Annotated in this window: 21 protein-coding genes; 8 read left to right on the top strand and 13 right to left on the bottom strand. The window is 60.3% G+C overall.

Going from position 1 to position 26,021, the window contains the following annotated elements:
* Positions 1-27 precede the first annotated feature (27 nt).
* Positions 28-1,236 carry an acyl-CoA dehydrogenase family protein gene (locus tag JMY24_RS03245; protein WP_128595476.1) on the top strand — a complete coding sequence of 403 codons (1,209 nt, stop codon included), beginning with the start codon at positions 28-30 and terminating at the stop codon, positions 1,234-1,236.
* 12 nt (positions 1,237-1,248) lie between these two features.
* Positions 1,249-2,379, top strand: coding sequence for an acyl-CoA dehydrogenase family protein (locus JMY24_RS03240; RefSeq protein WP_128595477.1), 1,131 nt, complete (start codon positions 1,249-1,251; stop codon positions 2,377-2,379).
* 218 nt (positions 2,380-2,597) lie between these two features.
* Here JMY24_RS03240 and JMY24_RS03235 read toward each other — a convergent pair whose 3' ends face one another.
* The 4 genes from JMY24_RS03235 to JMY24_RS03220 all read right to left on the bottom strand — a co-directional run bounded on the left by JMY24_RS03235 (position 2,598) and on the right by JMY24_RS03220 (position 6,661).
* Positions 2,598-3,536: an aldo/keto reductase gene (locus tag JMY24_RS03235; RefSeq protein WP_128595478.1), complete on the bottom strand. Its 939-nt coding sequence runs from the start codon at positions 3,534-3,536 to the stop codon at positions 2,598-2,600.
* Between the two features lie 111 nt (positions 3,537-3,647).
* Complete coding sequence (locus JMY24_RS03230; protein ID WP_128585881.1) at positions 3,648-3,947, bottom strand: ArsR/SmtB family transcription factor; 300 nt, start codon at positions 3,945-3,947, stop codon at positions 3,648-3,650.
* Positions 3,948-3,989: 42 nt separating this feature from the next.
* Complete coding sequence (gene ilvB / locus JMY24_RS03225) at positions 3,990-5,855, bottom strand: biosynthetic-type acetolactate synthase large subunit (RefSeq protein ID WP_193425131.1); 1,866 nt, start codon at positions 5,853-5,855, stop codon at positions 3,990-3,992.
* 227 nt (positions 5,856-6,082) lie between these two features.
* Entirely contained in the window at positions 6,083-6,661 is a 579-nt protein-coding gene (locus JMY24_RS03220; RefSeq protein ID WP_128595479.1) for an AraC family transcriptional regulator, read from the bottom strand.
* Between the two features lie 372 nt (positions 6,662-7,033).
* Here JMY24_RS03220 and JMY24_RS03215 point away from each other — a divergent pair, with 372 nt between their 5' ends.
* Complete coding sequence (locus tag JMY24_RS03215) at positions 7,034-8,059, top strand: GlxA family transcriptional regulator (RefSeq protein ID WP_128595480.1); 1,026 nt, start codon at positions 7,034-7,036, stop codon at positions 8,057-8,059.
* A gap of 8 nt (positions 8,060-8,067) precedes the next feature.
* Positions 8,068-8,586: a G/U mismatch-specific DNA glycosylase gene (gene mug, locus JMY24_RS03210; RefSeq protein ID WP_128595488.1), complete on the top strand. Its 519-nt coding sequence runs from the start codon at positions 8,068-8,070 to the stop codon at positions 8,584-8,586.
* Here the strand turns inward: mug and JMY24_RS03205 are convergent.
* A complete protein-coding gene (locus JMY24_RS03205) occupies positions 8,559-9,479 on the bottom strand; it encodes a LysR family transcriptional regulator (RefSeq protein ID WP_128595481.1) in 921 nt (306 codons plus the stop codon). The two genes, mug and JMY24_RS03205, sit on opposite strands and share 28 nt — an antisense overlap.
* 369 nt (positions 9,480-9,848) lie before the next feature.
* On the opposite strand from JMY24_RS03205, the gene JMY24_RS03200 reads away from it, so the two are divergent.
* Positions 9,849-10,523: an antibiotic biosynthesis monooxygenase family protein gene (locus JMY24_RS03200; RefSeq protein ID WP_128585877.1), complete on the top strand. Its 675-nt coding sequence runs from the start codon at positions 9,849-9,851 to the stop codon at positions 10,521-10,523.
* Positions 10,524-10,588: 65 nt separating this feature from the next.
* Here JMY24_RS03200 and JMY24_RS03195 read toward each other — a convergent pair whose 3' ends face one another.
* Positions 10,589-10,789 (bottom strand): copper chaperone, encoded by a 201-nt coding sequence (locus JMY24_RS03195; protein ID WP_128585876.1) that lies wholly within the window; start codon positions 10,787-10,789, stop codon positions 10,589-10,591.
* A gap of 597 nt (positions 10,790-11,386) precedes the next feature.
* Between JMY24_RS03195 and JMY24_RS03190 the strand changes: the two genes are divergently transcribed.
* The 3 genes from JMY24_RS03190 to JMY24_RS03180 are packed head-to-tail and all read left to right on the top strand — an operon-like array spanning position 11,387 to position 15,636.
* A complete protein-coding gene (locus JMY24_RS03190; protein ID WP_201701381.1) occupies positions 11,387-13,012 on the top strand; it encodes an MFS transporter in 1,626 nt (541 codons plus the stop codon).
* A gap of 12 nt (positions 13,013-13,024) precedes the next feature.
* Positions 13,025-14,101: an HlyD family secretion protein gene (locus JMY24_RS03185; RefSeq protein ID WP_128595483.1), complete on the top strand. Its 1,077-nt coding sequence runs from the start codon at positions 13,025-13,027 to the stop codon at positions 14,099-14,101.
* Entirely contained in the window at positions 14,098-15,636 is a 1,539-nt protein-coding gene (locus tag JMY24_RS03180; protein WP_128595484.1) for an efflux transporter outer membrane subunit, read from the top strand. The genes JMY24_RS03185 and JMY24_RS03180 overlap by 4 nt, the downstream gene beginning before the upstream one ends.
* Positions 15,637-16,327: 691 nt before the next feature.
* Here the strand turns inward: JMY24_RS03180 and JMY24_RS03175 are convergent.
* The 7 genes from JMY24_RS03175 to JMY24_RS03145 all read right to left on the bottom strand — a co-directional run bounded on the left by JMY24_RS03175 (position 16,328) and on the right by JMY24_RS03145 (position 26,018).
* Positions 16,328-17,131: a transglutaminase-like domain-containing protein gene (locus JMY24_RS03175; RefSeq protein ID WP_128595485.1), complete on the bottom strand. Its 804-nt coding sequence runs from the start codon at positions 17,129-17,131 to the stop codon at positions 16,328-16,330.
* An 880-nt stretch (positions 17,132-18,011) separates the two neighbouring features.
* Entirely contained in the window at positions 18,012-19,205 is a 1,194-nt protein-coding gene (locus JMY24_RS03170; protein ID WP_128595486.1) for a GGDEF domain-containing protein, read from the bottom strand.
* A 468-nt stretch (positions 19,206-19,673) separates the two neighbouring features.
* A complete protein-coding gene (locus JMY24_RS03165; protein ID WP_201701380.1) occupies positions 19,674-20,618 on the bottom strand; it encodes an electron transfer flavoprotein subunit alpha/FixB family protein in 945 nt (314 codons plus the stop codon).
* A 22-nt stretch (positions 20,619-20,640) separates the two neighbouring features.
* Positions 20,641-21,390, bottom strand: coding sequence for an electron transfer flavoprotein subunit beta/FixA family protein (locus JMY24_RS03160; protein WP_201701379.1), 750 nt, complete (start codon positions 21,388-21,390; stop codon positions 20,641-20,643).
* Positions 21,387-23,027, bottom strand: a complete 1,641-nt coding sequence (locus tag JMY24_RS03155) for a GMC family oxidoreductase (protein WP_128597835.1) — start codon at positions 23,025-23,027, stop codon at positions 21,387-21,389. Before JMY24_RS03155 ends, JMY24_RS03160 begins: the two co-directional genes overlap by 4 nt.
* A complete protein-coding gene (locus tag JMY24_RS03150; RefSeq protein ID WP_128597836.1) occupies positions 23,024-24,247 on the bottom strand; it encodes a CaiB/BaiF CoA transferase family protein in 1,224 nt (407 codons plus the stop codon). Before JMY24_RS03150 ends, JMY24_RS03155 begins: the two co-directional genes overlap by 4 nt.
* Positions 24,240-26,018: an FAD-dependent oxidoreductase gene (locus JMY24_RS03145; protein ID WP_201701378.1), complete on the bottom strand. Its 1,779-nt coding sequence runs from the start codon at positions 26,016-26,018 to the stop codon at positions 24,240-24,242. Before JMY24_RS03145 ends, JMY24_RS03150 begins: the two co-directional genes overlap by 8 nt.
* Positions 26,019-26,021 lie beyond the last annotated feature (3 nt).

Here is a 26,021-nt window from a genome sequence, read left to right as displayed (position 1 = left end):
GCCGTTGAACATCACGAAGGAACCGCCATGGATCTGAACTTCACACCCGAAGAAGAAGCCTTCCGCGCAGAGGTGCTTGCGTTTTTGCGCGACAAACTTCCACAGCGCCTCGCCGACAAGGTGCATGGCGGCCGGCGCCTCACGCGTGACGACATGGCCGCGTGGCATGCGATCCTGAACGAGCGCGGCTGGCTCGCGAATCACTGGCCGGCAGAGTACGGCGGACCAGGTTGGAACGCGGTGCAGAAGTTCATCTTCGAAAACGAATGTGCGCTGGCCGGAGCGCCGCGCATCGTGCCGTTCGGCGTCAACATGCTCGGGCCGGTGTTGATCAGATACGGCAGTGAAGCGCAGAAGCGGCACTGGCTGCCGCGTATTCTCGATGGTTCCGACTGGTGGTGCCAAGGCTACTCCGAACCCGGCGCAGGGTCCGATCTCGCTTCGGTCAAGACCACTGCCGTGCGCGGCATCGACGCGGACGGCGAGCATTACATCGTGAACGGCCAGAAGACCTGGACCACGCTCGGCCATTACGCGAACATGATTTTCTGTCTCGTGCGCACGGCAACCGACGTGCGCAAGCAGGAAGGCATCAGCTTCCTGCTGATCGATATGAATACGCCTGGCGTCGAAGTCAGGCCGATCATTACGCTCGATGGCGAGCATGAAGTGAACGAAGTGTTCTTCACCGACGTGCGAGTGCCGGCTGCGAACCTGGTCGGTGAAGAAAACAAGGGCTGGACTTACGCCAAATATCTGCTCACGTACGAGCGCACGAATATCGCGGGCGTCGGTTTCTCCGTCGCGGCGTTCAACCGGCTGCGCAAGATTGCGGCGAAAGAGCAGCGCAATGGCCGGCCGCTTTCCGAAGACCCGCTGTTCGCGGCGCGCATGGCACGCGTCGAGATCGATCTGGAGAACATGAAAACGACCAACCTGCGTGTGATTGCGGCAGTAGCGGGTGGCGGCGTGCCGGGTGCCGAAAGTTCGATGCTGAAGATTCGCGGCACGGAGATTCGCCAGGAAATCTCTTCGCTGACGCGCCGCGCGATGGGGCCGTACGCGCAGCCGTTTATCGAAGAAGCATTGCACGACGGTTATCAAGGCGCACCGGTCGGTCCCGAAGAAGCGGCGAGCGCGGCTTCTCTGTATTTCAACAACCGCAAGCTGTCGATTTTCGGCGGCTCAAATGAAATCCAGAAGAACATCATTTCTAAAATGATCCTCGGACTGTAGGAGGCGCACGTCATGAAATTCCAGCATACCGAAGATCGCCGCATGCTTGCCGATACGCTGAACCGCTTCGTCAGCGAGCAATACGGCTTCGAGACCCGCGACAGGATCGCCCGTTCGCCTCAGGGCTATAGCGCTGAATTGTGGACTCGTTTCGCAGAGCTGGGCATTATCGGTGCCCTCTTCGATGAAACGAACGGCGGCTTTGGTGGCGGCGGATTCGACATTGCGGTGGTGTTCGAGAGCCTGGGCCGCGGCCTAGTGGTCGAACCGTTTCTCGATACGCTTATTGTGGGCCAAGCCATCGCACGAAACGGCAACGACACGCAACGGGGCCTGCTGGGCGAATTGATCGACGGCTCGCGCATCGTCGCACTCGCGCATGGTGAACCCGGCGGTCACTACGAACTCTCGCGCGTAACAACGCGCGCGCAACGCAAGGGCAACTCGTGGCAATTGAACGGCGCCAAAGCGGTGGTGCAAAACGGTGAGCACGCTGCCCTCTTCCTCGTGTCCGCGCGGACCGACGGCGCCGACGATTCAGAGGATGGCATAACGCTCTTTCTCGTGCCTCGCGACGCAGCGGGCGTCAGCGTGCGAGGCTATCCGAAGATCGACGGCGGACGTGCGGCCGAAGTCACGTTCGACAATGTCACGCTCGGCGAAGAATCGCTGCTTGGCGCGGAAGGTGCGGCCTTTACGACGCTCGAGTATGCGATTGCATGTGGTGTGCTCGCGTTGTGTTCAGAGGCTGTCGGCGCGATGGACGTCACGAAGGACTACACGCTCGACTACCTGCGCACGCGCAAGCAGTTCGGCGTGGCGATAGGCAGCTTCCAGGCGCTGCAGCACCGAATGGCCGACATGCTGCTGGAAATCGAGCAGGCCCGTTCGGCTGTAATCAATGCCGCAGCCGCGCTCGGTGCGCAACGCACGGTGCGGGAGCGTGCGGTGTCGGCGGCGAAGTACAGCATCGGCAGGATCGGCGCACTGGTCGCGCAGGAATGCATTCAACTGCACGGCGGCATAGGCATGACGTGGGAGTTGCCGCTCGCTCATTATGCAAAGCGGCTTGTGATGATCGATCATCAGCTTGGAGATGAGGATCATCACCTGGATAGATTCGTGCGATTGGGGCGTGAGTGAAGTCAGAACCGCGTCTCTGATTCACGCTCGCCGCCCCGTTCATTCATCAATAGCTGCGTGCAGATACTTTTCCTGGCGAGCAACGTGCAGCGAACGGTAACCGGGTACACGAAGACAAAGATCCGACTGCGAAAAGGGTTATGACTGACGCACGCGCTTCGACGGTTTGGGGACATTTCATGCTCGTTTCTGGCCAGCACGTGCGCCACATCGCAATCTCATTCAATGCGCGGGATAAAGCCCGGGTTGCCGGTCTTCACGACCTGGTTGAACCTCTGCCTGGTCTCGATCCGATTGATCTCTTCGAAGGCGTCAGCGGGAAGAGGTGAAATATTGAAGTTCTCGCGCGCACGGGCAGCGGTCTTCGGCGTCGTCAGCACAGCGGTGCCACGCTGCACCGCCCAGGCAAGCAGTACCTGTGCGGGCGTCTTTCCAATCCGCGCGGCAATCCGCGAAACGACCGGGTCTTCGAGCGGCCCGGGTCTTATTCCGTGACCCAACGGCGCAAACGCCAGGAACACGATCTCTTTCTTTTTGCAGAATTCCAGCAGTTCGTTTTCTGGAAGATAGGGATGCGCCTCCACCTGGACCACGGCCGGCTTTATTCTTGCCGATTCATAGAGCGGTACCAGTTTGTCGAGGCCGATGTCGGACAGACCGATCGCGCGGCATCTTCCCTCGTCGACCAGGTTTTCCATCGCCCGCCATGTATCGAGCAGGGTCACTCCTTCGTCGTAGAGAACGTTTCCATTTGCGTCACGGGGATCCTGCTCATCTCCCGATTGAAATGCAAACGGCGTATGAATGAGATAAAGATCCAGATAGTCAAGCCGAAGCCTTTCAAGGCTTGATTCGAAAGCCGGTTTGACACGCTCCGGGCGATGATTTGAATTCCACAGCTTCGTGGTCACGAAGATCTCTTCGCGTGCAATCCCTCCGGCTGCAAGTCCCACTCGCAACGCGTCGCCCACCTCACGCTCGTTCCGATATCGCTCCGCACAATCGAAGTGCCGATACCCGGCTTCCAGCGCGTCTTTCGTGGCGCTCGTCGTGGTGGCCGCATCGGCGATCAGCGTGCCGAAGCCGATCGCGGGCATGGAGCCGCCTCCGTGATTTAGCGCAATTCTTCTAAGCCGGAAATCGCAAGGCTCGATCATGACGATACCTCCGCATTGTGTGGTCGTCTCGACTTCCAGCATAGGATGATTTGTGAAGAACACCGGACGATTTCGACGAAGAGAAGAGAAGCGATGCTCCGCGCGCGGCGCTCACAAATGCAAACTGACCTGCCTGGCGAATTCGCGGATCACCTCTTCATTGCGCGATAGAAAGATCCACTGGCCTACTCGCGTCGGAACCAGAAGCTGCGCCTCTACCAGGCTTGCAACGTGTGCCGATACGGTGGACTGCGATAAACCACTGCGCGCGTGAATCGCATTTGGCGGTACGCCGTGACTGAAATCGATGTGACCCTGTGCAAAAACTTCGTCCGGCGTCTTCAACCACGCGAGGATCTCCCGCCGGAAGGGATTCGCAAGCGCCTTATGAATCAGGTCGACGTCAATCATGCCGTTTGCCGAAGATTGGAATAGAAAGCATTGAAAGCATGTTCAGAACATGTCTGCAGCCTGAAGACGCACTGCCCCTTCCTTTCCTGGCACCTGATTGGACCGCGACGGTATGAACGGCCCTGTGATCATGTTCGAATAGCTTTGACCCGGTCCTACCATTGGAAATACGTCGGCGTTCTGATCGATCATCACTTCCAGAAAAGCGGGCCCCTCGAACTCCACGAAAGCTTTCAGTTTGTCCTCGAGTTCGCTCAGCGCTTCGACGCGGCAGGCAAACTCGAAGCCGTCCGCACGCGCCGCCATCACAAAGTCCTTGCGATGAAGAGCCTTGTCGCTCACGAAAGTCCGTCCTTCGTAAAAGAGACGCTGCCATTGGCGGATCATCCCGTCACCGCGATTGTTGAGCAGCAAGACCTTCACTGGAACGCCATACGTGCTGGCCGTTTCAAGTTCTCCCACATTCATGCGAATACTGCCGTCACCGTCGATGTCGATTACCAGCGCATCGGGTCGCGCCAGTTGAGCGCCGATCGCGGCGGGCAGACCGAACCCCATCGTCCCCATGCTGCCCGAGGTCAGGAAGCTTCGAGGCTCGGTGAACTGGTAAAACTGTGCGGTCCACATTTGATGCTGGCCTACCCCTGTGCTGACGATGGCGCGCCCACCAGTGATTTCACTGAGCTTTTCAATCACACACTGCGGCTGAATCAGCGGGTTGCTGCGGTCATAGTTCATGCCGTGGCGCTGCCTGAGTTCCGTCACCCACTCGATCCATCCCGGAGACGACAGAGCAACGGACTCATGTTCCATCAATGAGCGCAATGCCTGCCTGGCGTCGCCAATGTGACTCCAATGCGCGCGCTTGACCTTGTTGATCTCCGCCTCGTCGATGTCGATATGTGCGACGTATCGCGCGCCTGGCGCGAACATTTCAGGGCGGCCGCCGGCGACCCGATCGTCGAATCGCGCCCCCACCGCAATCAGGAAGTCGCAGTCTTCAACCGCGTAATTCGCGCAGGCGGCGCCGTGCATGCCCAGCATGCCGAGCGATAGCGGGTGTTGCGCTGGTATCGCACCGAGGCCCATGAGGGTCGTCACGACCGGGATCTGATAACGCTCGGCGAACTGGTGCAACTCGGCCGTTGCGCCCGCCGCGATTACGCCGCCGCCCACATACAGCAGCGGTCGTTCGCTTTGTCTAAGGAGATCGAAGAATTGGGCGCCCTTGTGCTCGTCGAGACGAGAACCGTTCGCCACCATTCGCAACCGGTCGGAGTAACCTCGAAAGTGCAAGGTACCCTGCCCGTGATAATGACCGACCCAGTTCTGGATGTCCTTTGGCACATCGACGACAACCGGACCCGGGCGGCCCGTGCGCGCGATTTCAAATGCTGTGCGCAATGTCTGTTCGAGTCTGGCCGGGTCGGTCACGAGAAACACCTGTTTGGCGCACGCCGACATGATGTTGAAGACCGGCGCCTCCTGGAAAGCATCGCTGCCGATTGCCGCACGCGGCACCTGTCCGCATATGAGCACGACAGGGATCGAATCGCCGTTGCAGTCGGCGATTGGCGTGACTGCATTGGTCGCGCCAGGTCCCGACGTCACCATGAACACACCTACTTTTCCGCTCGCGCGCGCATAACCGGCCGCCATGAAGCCCGCCGCCTGTTCGTTGGCCGGCACAACGAATTTGATCTGGCGCTCGGGGTGTGCGGCGTGTGATTCGTTGAAGCGAAACACTGCATCGTAAGTCGGCAGGATCGCGCCGCCGCTATATCCGAACAGCGTATCGACGCCCTGCTCCGCGAGTACGCGCAGGATGATGTCGGCGCCCGACATCGGTTCGCCGGAAAGCGTTGGTGCCGGACAGACTTGTGAAGCAACGTTCGGATTTTGGGTCATGGCTGACTCGTATGGAAAACCGCCCCTGATGGAATCAGCGGCCAGGTCCCACCGGCGATAGCGCGGAAGAACCGTGAAGATGATTCTGCCAATGATCGAAACAGCACGCTCGACGATGCAGGCGCTTCACGGGCCAAAAGAGAACTCATCCGGGCCACCGGATCGTCGCAGCATTGGGAGAAAACGAAATGCGGCCGGTCGAGCACGTTTGCGGTGCACGCTTCGCTTCAAAAGCCTGGAGACAATAATGCTTTCGCGACGTCGCCGGCGATGGTGTCGCCGAGATCTTCTCCGACAAGAGACAACGCGAGATGGATACCCGCGCTCACGCCGCCCGACGAATATAGATTGCCGTCTTTCAAGCAGATCTGATCCGTTACAACGTGCACCAATGGATAGTCGCTTGCAAGGCGCTGTGCGTCGCGCTCACGCGTGGTCAGCCAGCGATGATTCGCGAGACCTGCGCGCGCTACGAGAAAAGCACCGTTCGACACCGACGCGATCTTTCTCGCGCTGCGTCCGGCGTTCGTGAGCCAATCCACCAGTTCGCGATGCTCGCGCTCGGAGCCCATTGCCGGAGAACCGGGCACCATGACAATGTCGAACGGTGTCTGCAAATCGCGCAGACACGCTGTCGTGCCCACCGCGGTGCCGTTCGAGCACATAACCGGCCCAGGCCGCGGCCCGACGACGTGTTGCTCGTAGAACGCGGCGCCGCATACGCGGTTTGCTTCCTGGAACACGTCCATTGGACAACTCACCTCGAGCATTTGAAAACCTGCATACACCATCATTGCGACACGCATGCGCCGTTACTCCGCGAGTCCACTCAAATCGATCGATCTTTCAAATCAACTTTAATCAATCGACGCCGCCCCGGAATGCATACATCCCGCGATACCTGGCCAATCAGCGCGTGATTTGGGCCACCTGGTGTCGCGGGCACTGCCGTGAGTTTTTATCTGACGTGCGGCGTTTCGGCCGGGCGTGCAGACGTCCGCTCTTTACACTGACGCAAAAGTCATTTAACGGTTACGGCGGGCGCCGTGCATGGCGGTTGCGGTAAGCTAGGCCATCGCTCGTTGCCGCCGCTTTTTGCGTTGCATGGCACTCCCCATGACGAAGCGTGGACCCATGGTGGTAACGGAAGCGCGTTCCTATTTGATGAAGGTCACGGCATGAAAGTCGCCATTGTCGTATTCGATGGTGTGCAGGCACTGGACGTTGCAGGCCCACTCGACGTATTCGCGGAAGCGAATGCAAATCTCTCCGAGCATCAGCGATATGAGGTGACGCTTGTCGGAAGCAAAGCCGGCACTGTGACATGCTCGAACGGGATGCAACTTTCCGTGCCGTCGGCTTTCGCCGATTCTCTCGCCCAATTCGATCTGGTTCTCGTCGCGGGAGGACCGAGCTTGCCTGATTACCGGCCACCAGCCCAATTTCTGAAGTGGTTGCAAACGCAGTCATATGGCGCCGCACGGTTCGGTTCGGTGTGCAACGGAGCGTTTGTACTCGGCCACGCCGGACTCATCGACGGCAAGCAGGTAACGACCCATTGGGCAGAGGCCGCCCGCCTCGCGGACGATTTCCCTTTGGCGTGCGTGCAGCCCGACAGGATTTTCATTCGTGACGGCCGGCTGTTTACGTCTGCCGGCGTAACAGCGGGCATCGACCTTTGTCTTTCGCTCGTGGCGGAAGACTGGGGACACGAGATGGCGGTGCGCGTTGCAAAACGCCTCGTTGTATATATCCAGCGGGAAGGCGGTCAATCGCAGTACAGCCCTTACATCGGTGCCGGCAAAGATGACAATCCGATCATCGGCAAAGTGCATCAGTACGTGACCGAGCATATAACCGACACGCTATCCATCGAACAACTGGCCAGCGCTGTTTCCGTCAGCCGGCGCACTTTTTCGCGGCTCTTTGCCAAATATGCGAAGGTCACGCCCTCCGCGTTTGTCGAACAGGTCCGCGTAGATACTGCGAGGAAGCTGCTCGAAGACTCGGACGCTCCGCTAAAAACCGTCGCATTCAAATGCGGTTTTCACAGTGCCACGCAGATGCGGACCACCTTCGCCCGGCGGCTCAATGTCACGCCAAAACAATATCGCCAACGCTTCCGCGGCACGGTCGAGTCGCGCCCGTGGACAGATGCGGGCGCCGGCATGCTGGTGGCGGCTCAAGGTGCGAGCCATTCGTGAGTTGCGCTATAGACACTCAGTCGCTTCCGGATGTTCTCGCGCCAGGTCTGTCGCTGATATTTTGCGGAATCAATCCCGGCATGCGCGCAGCAGCAACGGGTCATCACTTTGAGGGTAGAAGCAATCGCTTCTGGCAGACGGTGCATCTCGCGGGCTTCACTCCCGAACAGATTCGTCCTGAAGACGACTGCACCTTGCTGCGCTATGGTTGCGGGCTCACCACGGCGGTCTCACGTCCAACTGCGCGAGCGGGCGAACTTTCGCGATCGGAAATAGAAGCGGCCGCATCTGGATTCGAGCGGAAAATCAAATACTTTGCGCCGCGATATATTGCCTTTCTCGGCAAGATGGCGGTCTCGGCAATGTCGGGCAGACGCGATATTCAATGGGGACTGCAAGCCGACACATTCGGCGGTGCGCGTGCATGGGTGCTGCCCAACCCGAGCGGCCTCAATCGCGCATATAGCCTCGATTCGCTGGTGAGTGCCTACCGCGAACTTTACGTGGCCGTTGCATCTTCGTCCTGAAGGTGCGGATTGCTGCGCAGGCTATCGGTTACGAAATCGACGAACGCGCGCACCTTGCCGCTCGCACCCCGCCGCTCGATATGCAGCAGATTCACTGGGGTAGCCTCGGGCTCGAACGCCGTCAGGATAGGCCGCAGCTTGCCATCGAGCACCTCCGGCGCCGCTTGGTACGAAAGCAGTTGAGTGATGCCTACGCCATCGAGTGCAGCCAGCACCGCAGCGGGAGAGAGATCGACAATCATCCGTGGCTGAAGCCGGACCGGCACTCTCGAACCATGCTCATTGAACACCCATTCGAACGGACTGGACACGCCGGTAAACGACACACAGTGGTGGTTCATCAGTTCCCTGGGATGGCGGGGCTCCCCATGCGCGTCGAGGTACGCAGGCGCCGCATAGGTCCGGCGTCGTACCGACCCCAAGGGAACCGCAAATATCGTTGAGTCTCCGAGGTGGCCGATGCGAATCGCGATATCCACGCCCTCTTCCAGAAGCCGAGTCGTGCGATCGGCATAGACGGCATTGACGTTGACCTCGGGGTAGCGCAGCGCAAACGCGTTGATCAAGGGCGCAACGAACCGCTGCCCAAATAGAACCGGTGCGGAAACCGTCAACGTGCCCACGGGATTCAGGTGGTCTGCTGCGACGTTCGCGTCGGCCTCGGTGATAGCGTCCAGCACTTTACGGCAGGCATCGAGGTAGCCGACGCCCGCGTCCGTGGGCCGAACCGTGCGGGTGGTCCGTGCAAGCAGTTGCGTGCCAAGGCGCGCTTCAAGCGAATTCAGTGCCCGTGACACCGCCGGCGTCGACATTCCGAGCTTCTCCGATGCACCCGTAAAGCTGCCGCGATCGACAATGGCTACAAAGACCTCCATCTCGCGCAATTTGTCCATTTCAACTCCCCTTCCGGTCATCTACTGCGCACCAGGCGATTGTAGGCAACGTAATGCCTCGTCTCGTCGAACTGGCCACAAGAAGACCGAGATTGGCCGAAGGCCGGCTATTTGAGGCGGACGTGAACGCAATTCCTTTAGTGTTCGCTGTGTACCGCATCCGAACTATTAGTCTGACGGAAAAAGACTTCGTTTCCGCGCGCGACGCCTGTCATCACACCCGCTGACGAACTGGCAGATTTCCCGAACTTATTGGCCCAATATGGGGCGCGCTTGCGCTTCAGTAAATTCGATGCGTCACGGACAATCAATGCAGCCAATTACCCGACTGCGGGCCAATCGTATCGCTAAGCAAAGGAAGAGTCCGGAATGTTTTCTGCAATGCTCGAAGTGCATCCTCTACGTGAACAGTTCGATCTGTATCTCGGCATGGCAAAGATGCTACGCCCTGAACTCGAAAAGATCGTGGGGTTTATCGACAACAACCGCTATGCAAGTTTGACGCGCGACGGGTGGCTTCTTTCGCTGTCGACCTGGCGCGATGAAAAGTCGCTCGTGCGCTGGCGCACCACGACGAAGCATCATCAAGTACAACAGGCGGCGCGCGACCGGGTGTTTTCGGACTATCGCCTGCGCATTGGACAGGTCGTCGCGGATACCTGCTTGCCTGAGGGAGAAGTGCTGCTCGAACAGCGTCTGGATGTAACCGAGACAGGAGCGGGCACGGCGGTCACGCTTCTCGGTGCAACGTACGCGCCGGAGTGGATCGGACAGGCAGGAGCAGAGGCAGTTGTGAAGTCCATGGGACTCGATCTTGCGGCTTCCGGTCTTGTAGCGTGGGATGTGTTCGATGCGCTGATGACGCCCGGCGACGTGATCGCAGTGCTAACGTGGCGCGATCTTGCGGCCGCGGAGGCGTTCCAGCGAGAAGCCACGCTGCCAGCCAATGTGCACTTGCGACATATTCGTGTGGTGCGCGAGTATGGGATGTTCGATCGTCGTGAAGCACCTCAATACTTCAGCGACGCGCAGCCTGCTGCTTAGTACGCGAGGCGAACCCGGAGGCGGCTGCACATCGCCTCCCGATGATTCGCCCAAGTACCATCAACTTACGCCTCGACAATGCGCACGTCATAGTCCTCGTCGACGAAAGCGACGAGGAACTCCTCCGGCATTAACCACGAATCGACGCTCACGGTCTTTGCATTGACGTTCACGCTAACCTTGGCGTCCGCGTCGACCATTTTCATTGCATGCTCAATGGTCGGAACGTCGCCTGTGTGAATGTCTTTCTTCACCGAGAATTTCATCTCTCACCTCTCCAGTCAATAGAGTTGCAACTGCACGCGTTCCCGGCACAAGACATCAGGCTGCATGCAAGCCAGCACACGGTTCATGGCAATGCACCTCTCGAAAGAAGCATGGCGCGACGGCGCATCACCGGCTTGCTCTAACTATGGGCGCCGTGTGTCCCATTGAAAAGCCCGCGCTTTTGCGTTGGCCCAAAAACGAACAGAAATGGCCATCGTCCGCCTGATCGGTGAGCCACACATCTTCCTGCGATGTTCAGCACGAGTAATGTCGATTGGCTCGTCGAATCGAAAGAGACTATTCCAGAACACGCACATACGTTATGGCACTCAGGCTCATTGGCCCGATTCGCAAATGGAATGGCCAAATGCGCAAGCTCCATTGTCTTTTATGAAGGTCGACTGGTCTCCTAGAATTAATCAACCTCGATGCGGTACCCCCACGGCGCTGGCACACGTTGATCGGACGCGCCGGAACTACGAGGTCAAAGAATTGAACCGTACGCCGATTCGCCTCGATGTTTAACACTACCGAGCGTCGGCAAGCTCGGTGCCTGGCGCATAAGCCCAACGAATATTGGTAGATCTGCAGACCTCATGAACATCGCAACGCCATGGACAACTGGACCGGCAGAACCGAAGGAAGCCGAAACACCGGCACCTGTTGCCTTACGGGAACCAGACAGTCCAGCTCCAAACAACTCTGCGACATCGGCGTTATCGCCTCGCCTCGCAATCGGGTTGGTCGGGATGCTTCTCTCCTCATTGCTGGCGATAGTCAATGAGCAGGTGACCGCGGTCGCGCTGACGGATATCCGCGGTGCGCTGTCGATCGGACATGACGACGGGACGTGGCTGACCGCTCTTTTCGAGGCGGCAAACGTGACCACGATGGTATTTGCGCCGTGGTTCGCAATAACGCTCACGCTCAAGCGGTTCACGATCGGCGCGGTAGTGGCCACCATGGTGTTCGGATTTCTTTGCCCGCTGGCACCGAATCTGCCGACCCTTTATGTATTGCGAGTACTGCAGGGAGTGGCAGGCGGATGCCTTCCTCCGATGTTGATCATCGCCGCGCTGCGTTATCTTCCACCGAAGATCAAGCTCTATGGACTTGCTGGCTATGCACTGACTGCAACCTTCGGGCCGGCACTCGGAATTCCACTCGCGGCGCTGTGGACCGAATATGTGAACTGGCGGATGACTTTCTGGCAAATCGTACCGCTTGGCTTGCTTAGCTGTGTCGCGATCCAGCAAGGGCTTCCCGTAGAGCCGCTCAAACTGGAACGCTTCAAATCGTTCAACTGGAGCGGATTCGTGACAGGCTGTCCTGCTGTTGCGATGCTGGTCATTGGGCTATTGCAGGGCGACCGCCTCGACTGGCTCAATAGCGGCTTCATTCGCGTGATGCTCGGCGGTGGTGCATTGCTGCTGATCGCATTCATCGTGAACGAGTGGTTCCATCCGCTGCCGTTTTTCGGCCTGCGGCTGCTTAGCCGCAGAAACTTCACGCACGGACTTCTCACGCTCGCGGGAGCCGTGATCCTGCTGACCGGCATCGCCGTCATTCCGTCCCAATACCTTGCGAAGGTTCACGGCTACCGGCCGCTTCAAACGACGCCATTAGCGCTCCTCGTCGCACTTCCTCTATTGGTTGCGCTACCTCTGACCGCGGCCGTTCTGAACATCCAGCGGGTGGACCGCCGGTGGATTCTCGCCATTGGAATTTCGTTAATGGGCGTCACGTGCTTCATGGGAAGCTTCATGACGTCCGAATGGGTGCGCGAAAACTTCTACTGGCTGCAGTCGCTGCAAATCGCCGCGCAGCCCATGGTGATTCTGTCGATCCTGATGGGCGTGACTGGTGGCCTCGCTCCGACAGATGGCCCGTTTGCTTCCGCGATGTTCAACTCGGTGAAGGTTTTCGCAGGCGTAGGCGCGACAAGTCTCATCGACGGGCTAGGCACTGCCCGCCAGCATTTCCATTCGAGCATGCTCGTGGACCGGCTCGGCAACAACGCATTGATCGCAGCGCAAAGCGTCGGTGCGGATCATGGCCTCGCCACGCTCGCGCAACGTATTCACCAGCAGTCCATCGTGCTGACATCCGCGGACCTTTATCGCGTGATGGGCTGTATCGCGATAGCCCTGCTTCTTCTCGTACCCGTGTTACCGACGCGTATCTATCCGCCTTGGTGCACCACGCCGCCCTCTTCCCGCTGATCGACGAAATATATGTCAACTGTCATCCGACTCCCTTTGAAAACGCTTCGTCTCGCCGCGTATGTGTTAATACCCTGCGCCGTTGTACTGGTTTGCATATGGCTGTGGGCCGAGCCCGGCAGCGAGTCGACCAACGACGCGTATGTCACCGCCGATTTCACTCTGGTGGCGTCGCGCATCGCCGGCCAGCTGTCTGATGTGCCTGTGGCAGACAACCAGCAGGTGAAGGCCGGCCAATTGCTCGCGCGTATCGACGACCGCGACTTCCGGGCCGCGCTCATGAGCGCCGAAGCTGACGTGGCCGCCGCGAGAGCGTCTGTTGCGAACTACGACGCGGAGATTGCGCGGCACCCGTCGCTTGTCGATCAGGGGCGCGCGACGCTTCGCTCCGACGAAGCAGCCATCGAGTTCGCGCAAGCAAACGCATCGCGCTACCGCAATCTATCCGAAACCGGTGCGGGCACGACGCAGGAACAACAGCGTGCATCGAGCGCGCTCGCCGAGCAACTCGCACAACAGTCGCGCGATCGCGCGGTACTCGTCGCCACCCAGCAGAACCTCGAAGTCCTCCGTACCCAGCGCGACAAGGCGGCCGGCGCTCTCGCGCACGCGCAGGCCACTCTTGAGCAGGCGAAGCTGAACCTCTCCTATACGGAGATTCGTGCACCCATAGACGGGAAGGTCGGAAGACGTTCGGCCCGCGTTGGCGCATTCATTACGCCGGGTGCCCCGCTTCTCGCCATCGTGCCGCTTTCGGATGCGTATATCGTCGCAAACTTTCAGGAAAACCAGCTTGCAAGAATGCGCCCGGGAGCTACAGTGCGCATCAAGGTCGACAGTTTTCCGGGCGTCGTTATTCGAGGTCATATCGACAGTCTTGCGCCCGCTACCGGCGTCAGCTTTGCGCCCATCGCGCCCGACAACGCGACCGGCAACTTCACGAAAGTGGTGCAGCGTGTGCCGGTCAAGATCAGCATCGACCCGGGTCAGCAAGCGGCATCTGCATTGAGCGTGGGGCTTTCTGTCGAAACTGAAGTCGCTGTCGGCAAGCCCGCCGACGTGTCGATCAAGGAGGCGGACCTCAAATGAACGCGTGCGAGTTTTCCGTCCGTACACCGGCACTGGCTGTGTTGGTGTGCTTTGCGCTCAGCGGGTGTCTGGTCGGGCCCAACTTCGAGCGCCCAGAGGCAGCTGCACCTGATGTGTTCAATCGAACACAGTCCGCGCAGGCATTAAGCCGTCCGGTTGAATCGGAATTCAATCCGGACTGGTGGAAGCTCCTCAACGATCCCACGCTGAATTCGCTGGAAGAACGTCTGGGCGATGCGAACCTCGATGTGGCGGCGGCGTCCGCTCGCCTGCTGCAAAGCCGGGCCGAGCAACGCATTGTGGGCGCCGACCAATATCCGAGCTTCAATGGCGCCGCGTCGTATAACCGCGAGCGCGGCAGCATGAACGGCATCCTGTCGTTGCTCGGCGTTACTCCGACGGGAACGCAAACGCAGTCCGCTTCCGGTGCCTCGCCGACTGGCGTGGCGGCGTTGCCAGGCGACAAAGGCTCGCCAGCGTACGACCTTTATCAGTTCGGCTTCGACGCGTCATGGGAACTCGATTTCTGGGGACGGGTAAGGCGTGGCGTGGAGGCCGCCACCGCGATGAGCGAGGCGTCATATCAGGACCGGAACGCCGTGCTGTTGTCTGCACGCGCAGAACTCGCGCGAGACTACGTTCAGTTGCGCGACATCCAGGCTCTGCTGGAAATAGCGAAGCAGAACCTGGCAATCGCCCGCGATGCTACCAAGCTCACGGAAACACGAGTACGTGAAGGCGTCACTACGAATCTGGATGTCGCCAACGCTTCCGCGCAGGCGGAGTCGATAGAGAGCCTGATTCCGACTCTTGAGGCCAGCCGCGAAACAACGGTCAATGCAATTGGCGTGTTGCTGGGAATGCAACCCGGTGGACTGCGGCAAATGCTCAGCGAGGCCGGTGATGTACCCGCGTTGCCTCGCCAGGTACCTATCGGGTTCCCATCGGAAGTGGTGCAACGCAGGCCCGACATCAGGAGGGCGGAAGCCCAGTTGCACGCCGCAACCGCGACGATTGGCATGGCGAAGGCGGACTTCTATCCGCGCATATCGCTCAATGGCAGCGCGGGATTTCAGAGCCTTCAACTCTCGACTCTCGCAGACTGGGCGTCGGGCCAATTCGTGATCGGGCCGTCAATTACGCTTCCAATCTTCGAAGGCGGCCGCCTGAAGGGAACACTGCACCTGCGCGAGGCGCAACAGCAGGAAGCCGCGATCGTCTATAAGCGCACGGTGCTGCAGGCCTGGCGCGAGGTGGACGACGCCCTCGTCGTGTACGACGCCGAACAGCGGCGCAACGATCGGCTCAAAGAAGTGGTCAGCCTGAATCAGCGTGCGCTTGCAATTGCACGGCAACGGTACAAAGCAGGAGCCGTCGATTTCCTCGACGTGCTCAACGTGCAGAAGCAATTGCTCGACGCACAGAGTAATCTTGAACATAGCAAGGCGAACGCCGCCACTAATCTCATCACGTTATGCAAGGTACTCGGCGGTGGTTGGGAGTCGACTTATGGCCAACAGCAAGCGAGTCATTAGGATCATGAGCAGCGACGCTGCGTCTTCTGACAATCGACACGCAATCGGCAATTGCGGCATAAAGGGGTCAAAGGAAGGTATGTTGTTCCACCTACACGGTTCGATTCGTGATCCTATCGATCTATACCGGATCGTGCTTCAAACTGAGGTTAAAAATGAAAGTTTCTTTTTCTTCAATGCTGGTTGCCACGGTGATGTCCGCTGCATCGGGTCTCGCGTATTCGCAAACTGCCCAGCCGGTCCAGAATAGCCAGGGATCAGGCACGACCATGTCGCAACCTGCGGCAGCGTCGACCGGGTACGACTCTGTCGGATCGCAGCCCAGCAGATCGACCGCCAGCGGCAGAGCGCGAGACGGGGGCGTTTGTATAGTTGGCCTGTCTTGCGACATTTATCAAGGCAGCTAGCTCCGCCCGATGACCCATGTCACCGCAAGGCGTCGCGGCTGTGGGCCGATGAATGGTCCATGAACGACACCGTTCAAAGATGGCTTGCGCGTGCGCTACCGACCTACTCTCCGGTAGCGCTGACAGCGGGCCGTACCGTGCTTCGTGTCGACATGTTGGCGCGAAATGCGGTGCGGCTTCGACCGCTGTAGTTCAGCAACTGGCTCAGTTTGCGATGTCCCGCTCGGCGCGTCGGACGGAAGTCGACTGCCTCTTCTTAGACTGCGCGCTGGAACCGCCCGCAGTCATTCCGGCGCGCAGTGAACCTCGAATTTTATGAGCTTCGTCGGGCCGAACGTGTTGCTGATTGCTACGTCGGCGGCATCGCGGCCACGCGCCATCAGCACACGACCAATACGCGGCACGTTATTGCGCGGATCGAAAGTTTGCCATGAGCCGCCGACATAGGCTTCGAACCAGGCCGCAAAATCCATCGCACTCCAGGGCGGCGGCACACCGACGTCGCTGATATAGCCCGTGCAGTAGCGTGCCGGAATATTCATTGCACGGCACAGCGCCACAGCCAGATGAGCGAAATCGCGACAGACGCCGTTGCGTTCCTGCCATGCATCGAACGCGGTTTTGGTCGGGCGCGCGAATTCGTAGCCGAACGTAATATGGCGGTGCACGTAGTCGCAAATCGCCTGAACCCGGGCACCGCCGGGTGGCGTGTTCGAAAAGAGTTTCCACGCAATGTCGGAAAGCAGATCCGTTTCGCAATAACGGCTGCCGAGCAGAAATGCGAGACATTCGTCCGGGAGCGCTTCGACGGCATGCTGATAGTCAAACGGCCCACGCGTCTCCGGTTGATCCGAGACGTTGAGTAGCGCGCTCGTCGACAGCGAAATCAACCCTTGCGGCGCGACGAGGCGACTGCACAAATTGCCGAAGCAATCGCGATACTGCGTGATCGCCACCGGCGGATTCACGACCAGCAGATCGGCTGACAGCACGTCCTGAGCGTGCGAAAAGTGTGTGTTCAGCATCAACATCATCGGTGTCGGCTGCGCGCACTCATAGACCAACTCATAGCCCACGCGAAGTTTCATCGGACCATCCTTTCATTGATAAAGCGCGTGACGCGCTGCGCGCCCGGGACGCCGGTTGCCGGCGGTGACGTGGGTCGGGTGGAAGTCGGCTTGCACACCGTAAATGCGGCTGTTCCCGACTCAAGCGTGAGCTTGCTTGTAGCGGATGGTCGAACGCCTCATCCGAAAACGTCTCTACCGCTCGTGCAGCGAAACCGGTTGCGTCGCGTGAATGGACTGAGCAATCAGTGATGACAGACTGCGGATCGCGACCCGCTAAAAGAGGAAACAAGGTGCACGTGAAATCGCAGCGACGCTGCTTCTACTGGATCTCGTACACCTTGTCGAAATGCGCGCACGCACATGGGGCAAAGCGCCTACCCGTCACGTGCGCGTGTTGTTACTTTTTCTTTGCCACAGCACTCGGCGCGGAAGCCTTCGAGACAGGCGTCCTGAACAGATCCGTTCCGGGTGATGGCGACTTCTTGGGCTGTTTCGGCTTCTTCGCCTCGCGGTTACTACGCAGTTGACCTTTTGCCATTTTGCTCCCCCGTTTCGGCGGCCAGGGAAGAGGCCGCTCTCCTACTCATTCTGGACGCATTTCTGCTTACTGTCGCGATCTATTTAAAAGCGGCGCCTGGAGCTAGAAACCGGCACTAGGTTGCTGGTGCTGCGAGACGTCTCCGTGCCGTCAGTGCCGTTTCGACGACCGCTCCTGCCCGTGCACCGTTATGTGGCCTGTCGGGAGGCTCCGCCGGTGCATTCCGGCTCCGATCCGCTGTGACGGAGTGGCTGCGCTCTTTCCGCAGCGCTGCAGATGCCGCAGCAAACAACAATGAGCCAGTCCACGAGTGAGCCGGGCTTGCAATTCGAGCGGCGTGATATTGCGCCTTACGGGCGATCACGCGATATCGAGCGTGGAGGCGTCCAACGTCTGCCCAGGTGACTCGGTGACCACCCGGTTCCGCCCTGCGCGCTTCGCAGCGTAGAGCAGATGATCGGCGCGCGCGAGCATTGCCGCGACGGCCTCACCCGGCCGATACCGTGCAATGCCGGCACTTGTCGTGACGCGCAGCGTTGCGTCGATCTCGTCGAAGCGCGAAGACTCGAGCACGGTACGCAAGCGCTCGGCAATCCGGTACGCGAATTCCCCGTCGGTCCCCGGCAGCAGCAGCACGAACTCTTCGCCGCCGATCCGACCCACCACGTCTTTCTCGCGCACCGCCTCGCGCAGGATCGCGCCGAACTCACGCAGGACCGCATCGCCGGCAGCATGCCCGTAGCGATCGTTGATGGATTTGAAGTTGTCGATATCGAAAGCGATCAGTGCAAGCGGATAGCTTTTTCTATCCGCAACGCGATGCAACGCGATGCGTTCGAATGCGCGCCGGTTCAGCGTTTCTGTCAGCGAATCGAAATCCCGTTCGAGAACCAGCCGGTCGATTACATCCGACATCGCGACGGCCAGCAGGACGATGCCTAATACAGCGCCCATCAATGCGAGCGACAACTGAAGCAAAACCCAGAAGATGGTCTGCGCGAAAGGCGCGGTGCTGTGAGGCAGCGGTTGAACGACCGTGAGCGGCGTCCTGATGAAAAAGCTGGCGCCGCAGATAAGAAGCACCCAGAAAAGAATGTGATTGATCGTGCGTCCGTTGCAGCGCTTTCTAAACCGGACCGCGCAAAACAACATCAGCAGTCCGGCGCTGAGATTAAGTATATAAATGCGCACGAGCAGATTCGACGCTACGTAGGAGAAGTAATACATGCCTCCCATCAAGAGCGTGAAAATTAACGCATGCGTTGTCACGCGAAAATGAAGCGCGGCTCTGCGTAAGATGCCCTCTGCCAGCAGTTGCGTGCTGGCCACGTAAAAGCTCGCCGAAATGAGTGCGTTCGATCGCCATTCATCCGGCAAGTGCGCAATCTGTACGGTGGACCCTAAAGCAAATGCAAAGAACGATGCGGCGAGAAAGAGCGGATACCGCAGCCGCTTGTCGTACGCCCATGCACATGCAAAGCTGAGCGAAAAGACAAGCGTAATGCCTGGAATGATGAACTGGATGAGCTGGTTGGGCGTTATATGAGCGGGCATGTGCTCTCTCTCCGCTGCGCTGCCGGGCCCGGAATAGCCGGGCCTTTTCACGGCGGTTTGGCAGGCACGTGTCGGCGCCACCCGCCACTGACGACTCACTTATGAATGGCCGTGGCGTCCCCGCACGGCTGAAGGATTGTACGCCAGGTGAGCACTGCGATTGGTGCGAGCCCGGTTCAGGCACCCGCCCGGCACGCCTGCGAGCGGGACAAGGATGTCCGCGCCGATGCGCCTGAACTTCGTGGCGGCCTTGGTGGGCGTTGGCCGCTTCCCGTTTCCGTTGCGTTACCCTGTTGCTGCTCGCGGGCCTCGCGCGTTTCGTGTCGGGTCCGGTGAACCGATCATCGAACTGCTTGCCCGCGTCAGCGTTGTAGATATCAATACCTTGAAAGCGCCAGTTCCATTCATGCATATCGGATACTGGCGCACTTGGCTGCAACCTCCGTCGTGTGAGAGATGAGGGCTTAGCTACTTCAACGCATTGCGAAATTCAGGCACGACCGTGAACAGATCACCCACGAGACCATAATCGGCGACGCTGAAAATCGGCGCCTCCGGATCCTTGTTGATCGCGACGATCACCTTGCTGTCCTTCATTCCAGCGAGATGCTGGATCGCGCCTGAGATACCTACTGCCACATACAGTTGCGGCGCGACGATCTTGCCGGTCTGGCCGACCTGATAGTCGTTCGGCACGAAGCCTGCGTCCACTGCCGCGCGCGATGCGCCCAGCGCCGCGTTCAGCTTGTCCGCCAGCGGCTCGAGAACCTTCGTGTAGTTCTCGCCGTTGCCCAGGCCGCGCCCGCCCGACACGATGATCTTCGCCGACGTCAGTTCAGGACGATCCAGCTTCGTCACTTCGCGGCTGACGAACTGCGAGATGCCCGCGTCCGCGGCGGCTTCGATCTTCTCTACCGTCGCGCTGCCGCCTTCGGCTGCAACTGCGTCGAAGCCCGTCGTGCGTACGGTGATGACCTTGATCGGATCAGCCGACTGCACCGTGGCAATGGCGTTACCCGCGTAGATCGGGCGCTCGAACGTGTCGGCGGAATCGACTGCGGTGATATCGCTGATCTGCGCGACGTCGAGCTTCGCGGCAATACGCGGCGCGATGTTCTTGCCGTAGGCGGTGGCCGGCGCGAAGATGTGCGAGTAGTCCTTCGCAATGTTCAGCACCGTTGCTTCGATGTTTTCAGCGAGCCCTGCGGCCAGTTGCGGCGCGTCGGCCAGCAACACTTTGGAAACGCCGGCAATCTTCGCCGCCGCATCCGCTGCAGCCTGCGCATTCTGACCTGCGACCAGCACATGAACATCGCCGCCGACTTTCTGCGCGGCTGCAATCGTATGCAGCGTCGCGGCCTTGATCGACGCGTTGTCGTGTTCTGCTATTACAAGATTCACAAGATTCGTCATTTCATTCGTCTCCGTGCGCTGCTCACAGCACCTTGGCTTCGGTCTTCAGCTTCTCGACCAGCGTCTTCACATCCGGCACCTTCACACCGGCAGAGCGCTTGGGCGGCTCGACAACCTTCAGCGTTTTCAGACGCGGCGTGACATCGACGCCCAGGTCTTCAGGCCTGATCGTTTCGAGCGGCTTTTTCTTCGCCTTCATGATGTTCGGCAGCGTCACGTAGCGCGGCTCGTTCAGGCGCAGGTCGGTGGTGACCACCGCGGGCAGCGTGAGCGACAGCGTCTCTGCACCGCCATCCACTTCGCGCGAAACCGTTGCCTTGCCGTCGGCCACGACAACCTTCGACGCGAACGTTGCCTGCGGCAGGCCAGCCAGTGCGGCAAGCATCTGACCGGTCTGGTTCGAATCGTCGTCGATGGCCTGCTTGCCGAGAATCACCAGTTGCGGCTGCTCCTTGTCGACGAGCGCCTTGAGCAGCTTGGCGACCGCCAGCGGCTGCAATTCTTCCGCCGACTCGATCAGGATCGCGCGATCCGCGCCGATGGCAAGCGCCGTGCGCAGCGTTTCCTGCGATTGCGTGACACCGGCCGACACCGCGATCACTTCGGTCGCCACGCCCGCTTCTTTGAGACGCACTGCTTCTTCAACCGCGATTTCGTCGAACGGATTCATCGACATCTTCACGTTGGCAATGTCGACGCCCGTGCCGTCCGACTTGACCCGGACCTTCACGTTGTAATCGACCACCCGCTTGACACTCACCAGCAGTTTCATACCGTCTCCTTCGAATACGTCGACGACGCGTGCGCCGCCATTGGCGAACGGATCATGTCCGCCGCGCGCTCAGCCAGCATTAGCACCGTCGCATTGGTGTTGGTCGAGGTTATCGACGGCATCACCGAGCCGTCGACGATGCGCAGGCCTGTCGTTCCGCGCACCCGCATTTCAGAATCGACAACGCTCATTTCGTCCTCGCCCATCCGACAGGTACCAACCGCGTGGTACACAGTCGAGCCATTGTCACGCACGTATTGCAGTAGCGCTTCATCGGTGTCGGCCTGACGGCCCGGTACGGTTTCATCGACGATATAACGGGCGACCTCGGGTTGAGCGAAGATCCGCCGGCCAATCTTGAGTCCTTCCACCATCGTGTTGCGGTCGAGTTCACTGCTCAGGTATGACGGTGCAATAGTCGGCGCCGCCGTGATCTCGCTGCTGGTGATGTGCACATGCCCACGGCTCTCCGGGCGCATCTGCCAGACGCCGCACGAGACACCGGGCTCCGACTCCAGCACGCCGATCCGCCCCTCGGCAAAGCTGCCGGGCGCGATCACGAACTGCACGTCCGGACGGGTGGCGAGGCGCGTCTGAGCAAAGCCGCCGACGAGCGCCGCGCTATAGGTCAATACGCCGGTCCCTGACACGACGTAGCGCATCATCTCGCGCGCGAGCGCAAGACCGTGCGCGCGCTCGTTCGCCGTACCGGCACCGCGCACTCTATAGCCGAGCCGAACGACATAGTGGTCCTGCAAATTGTTGCCCACGCCAGGCAACGCGATCCGTGTTTTAACGCCTGCATTGTCCAGCACAGCCTTGTCGCCGATGCCACTCATTTCGAGCAGCCTCGGCGTGCCGACCACACCCGCGCTCAGAATCACCTCGCGGGTCGCGCGGATCTGCACCGGAATGCCCGCGCCCGTCGTCCCATTGATGCCGCTCACATGCGTGCCGTTCATCTCGAGCGTAGACACCTGAAGGCCGGTCACTACCGTAAGGTTCGGGCGCGCCATTGCCGGCCGTAGATAACCGCGCGCTGCGCTCGACCGGCGACGTCCGTCGCGCGTTTGCTGGTAGTACCAGATCGACGGACCGCGCGTGTCGCTGTTCGGATCATCGACGAAATCGAGACCCGCCTTCTGGGCGGCCTGGACGACCGCACCGCAAATCTCCGGCGGGTTCTTCACGCGGCTGACCTGGATCGGACCGTGCGTGCCTCGTTGCGGGCTGCTGCCCTCGGTCCACGTTTCCGAGCGGCTGTAAAACGGCAGACAGTTGTCGAAGTTCCAGCCATTCGCACCCGACCGCTCCCAGCTATCGATATCTTCCGCAAACGGGCGCACATACAGCAGGCCGTTAATGGCACTGGAGCCGCCGAGCCCGCGTCCGCGAGGAAATAGAATGGCACGGCCACTCGTCCCGGCGTCGGCCTCAGTGCGATAGCGCCATGTCACAGTGGGATGATCGAGCAATCGCACGAAGCCTGCCGGCACGTGGATGAACGGGTGACGATCGCGCTCGCCGGCCTCGACCAGAATCACTTTGACGGTTGGATCTTCGGTCAGACGGTTTGCGAGCACGCAGCCCGCCGTTCCCGCGCCGACGATCACATAGTCCGCTGTGTACGATTTCATGACTTCGCTCCGGCAGCGGCTAGTTCACGGCCTTCCAGCGCTGCGATCTCCTCCTCGCCGAAGCCGTATTCGGCAAGTACTTCGGCCGTATGTTGTCCGAGCGTAGGCGGCGGACGGCGGTAGGCGACAGGGCTGCTGTGAAAATTCACCGGACTCGCGATGTTCGTCACCCTTCCCGCGACCGGATGCTCGATCTCGACAACCGCATGGTTATGCGCGATCTGCGGGTCCTGCGTCAGCGCAGTGTGATAGTCCTGCACGACCGCGCATGGCACGTCCGCAGCGCTCAGATGCGCTACCCAATACTCGGCGGTATGCAGCAGAAAGTGCTGCTCGAGGATGACGTCGAGTGCATGCCGATTCGCAGTTCGCGCGGTGTTGCCGATGAAGCGTTCATCGCTCAGCAATTCTTCGCGGCCCAGCGCGCGGCAGAGGTTCTGCCAGAATTTCTCGGTGAAGCAGGCCGCAAAGAAATATCGGCCGTCGGAGCCCTGATAGTTGCGGTACGGCACCATCGTCGGATGCCCGCTGCCGAGACGCTCCGGCGCTTTGCCGCTTCTCAGCGTCTCGCCGTCGCGCGGAATGGTGCTGAAAAGCGCAGCCGAGAGCAGCGACGTATCGATGCGCTGCCCTTCGCCATGCCGTTCGCGATGTAGCAACGCGGCCGAAATCCCAAACGCGAGCAGCGCCGCCGCGCCGAAGTCCGGCAACGGCGCACCGAGCCGGACTGGATTGCCGCCCGCTTCACCCGTCATGTCCATGAGACCGGCCACTGCCTGCACGATCGGATCGTTCGCGGGCCATGCGGCGTAGGGACCGTTTTGTCCGAACGCCGACACGCTGGCGTAGACGATCTTCGGATTGCGCGCCTTGACGGCCTCGTAGCCGATGCCCAGCCGATCCACCGTGCCCGGCCGAAAGTTCTCGACGACAACATCCGCCCGCTCCGCCATGCGCAAAAACGCATCCCGCCCTTTCGGCGACTTCAGGTCGAGGCGGATGCTGCGCTTGTTGCGGTTTTGCGAGAGGAACTGCACGCTTTCGCCCTGGACGAATTGATTGCCCAGTTTGCGCGAGAGGTCACCCGCCATGGGCTCCTCGACTTTGACCACGTCCGCGCCGAGGTCGGCGAGCAGCACGGTACCGACCGGACCAGCGGTCATGACGGTGAGATCGAGAATGCGGTAGCCCGACAACGGGCCGACTTGCTTCTTATCCATGATGTGTCGCCTGCAAATGCGATGCGTTCGTAAATTCCGCGCGCGGGTAATCGAGCACGCCGAAGGCGAGACGGAACGGGTCGGCCTCACCACGCGTGATGGTCAACGCATGGCCGAAACCGGCATCGTCGCGCTGGGGAAAGTCGGTGCGGTAGTGGCTGCTGCGCGACTCGCGCCGCTCGATACACGCCTGCAAGATAACTTCGGCAGTGGTCGCCATGTTGTCGATCGTCAACGCATCGATCGCTTGCGGCGGCGTGGCAGCGCCACCCGCGGTGAACTGCGCGCGCGCCTCGCGAACGGCGGCTAACGCGATGTTCAGACCGCTCTGCGTCTTCTCGACGAGGCAATGCGCTTGCATCGCCGCGCGCAGATCGGCGGCGATACGTTGAGCGTCGAACGAGGCATTCGGTTTTAGCGCTGTTCCGAGGCGCGTTGCGAGCGGCGCTACGTCGTGCTCCCCCGGCGCGCCGCTGTCGCGCGCAAACGCGGCCGCGCCGGCGCCTGCGCGATGACCGAAAACCTGACCTTCGGCAAGCGAGTTGCCTCCCGGACGATCCGGGCCGCGCACGCCGCCCGCGAGTTCCCCCACTACGAATAGCCCCTCGATGGTCGACATCGCGTCGGTGTTCGTCATCCGCACGCCACCGTTCAGGCATTGGAACGCAATCCCGACGTCGAGCAGATCGCGCTTCGGGTCGAGTCCCTTCGCGCGCATCCAGCGCAAGGTGTTCGGAATAGTGGCCGCCAACCGCTCGTCCGGAATGTCGGCGAACGAGAAGTGCACCGCACCGCGCTCCGTACCTCTGCCCTGAGCGATTTCCGTTGCGATCGCGATATCGATGTAGCGCGATTCGTTCGAGATCGTGAAGGGGAACACTTTCTCGTCCATCGCGGCTTCGGGCGTCACGCCTGCCGGCAGGTAATCCGCGAGGAATTCGCGACCGTCGCGATTGAGCATTTTCGGATGCAGAATGAAGCAGGACTTGCTGAAGAGTTGCACGTAAGGATGAACCATCGCCGGTCCGAACTGGTGGAACTCCATGTTCACAAGTTCGGCGCCATGGCGGAAGCAGATGGCTTGGCCGTCGCCGGTCATTTCTGCTGTCGAGACTTGCTGCGAGAACAGACCGTGCGCACCGCCGGTGCCAAGCACAACGGCGTTCGCGGAGACCACCAGCAGCCGCCGCGATGCCAGATCCATCGCGACCACGCCGCTTACGCGCCCACTTGAATCACGCAACAGGTCGATGAGCGCCGCTGGCTGACGCGTCTCTACGCCGAGCTTCCTCGCTTCGTCCGCGAGCGCGCTCACGAAAGCTTTGCCTGTTTTTCCCTTCACGCCCAGCGCGCGCGCATACGTGCCGAAGTCGCTGCGGATGAGTTTATAGCCATCGTTGACGCGGTCGAACGGCACGCCGAGTCTGATCAGGTCAGCAATGCGCTTCGGTGCGTCCTCCGCCAGCACGCGCACCAGCTCGCGGTCGATGAAGCCGCCCGCCGGACGCATCGTGTCTTCGTAATGCACCGTGGCGCTGTCGTCGGCGCTGCCATAGCCGGCCGCTCCCATGCTCATGATTTCGCTCGCGCCGTGCACGGTGCTGCCGCCCTGCCCGACCGGCGCCTTTGCCAGCACGAGGACCTTCGCACCGGCTTGCGCCGCCGACACGGCTGCACGCGAAGCCGCGCCACCACCGCCAACCACTACTACGTCGGCTTGCGCGTAGTCGACGCCAAAGCCGAGTTTCTCCAATGTCTGAGCTGCCGTCACGTC

The sequence above is a fragment of the Paraburkholderia kirstenboschensis genome (genome assembly GCF_904848585.1).
In the GTDB taxonomy this organism is placed as follows: Bacteria; Pseudomonadota; Gammaproteobacteria; order Burkholderiales; family Burkholderiaceae; genus Paraburkholderia; species Paraburkholderia kirstenboschensis.
Note: the sequence above shows the minus strand (reverse complement) of the source record. Positions and strands in the feature narration are given on the sequence as shown.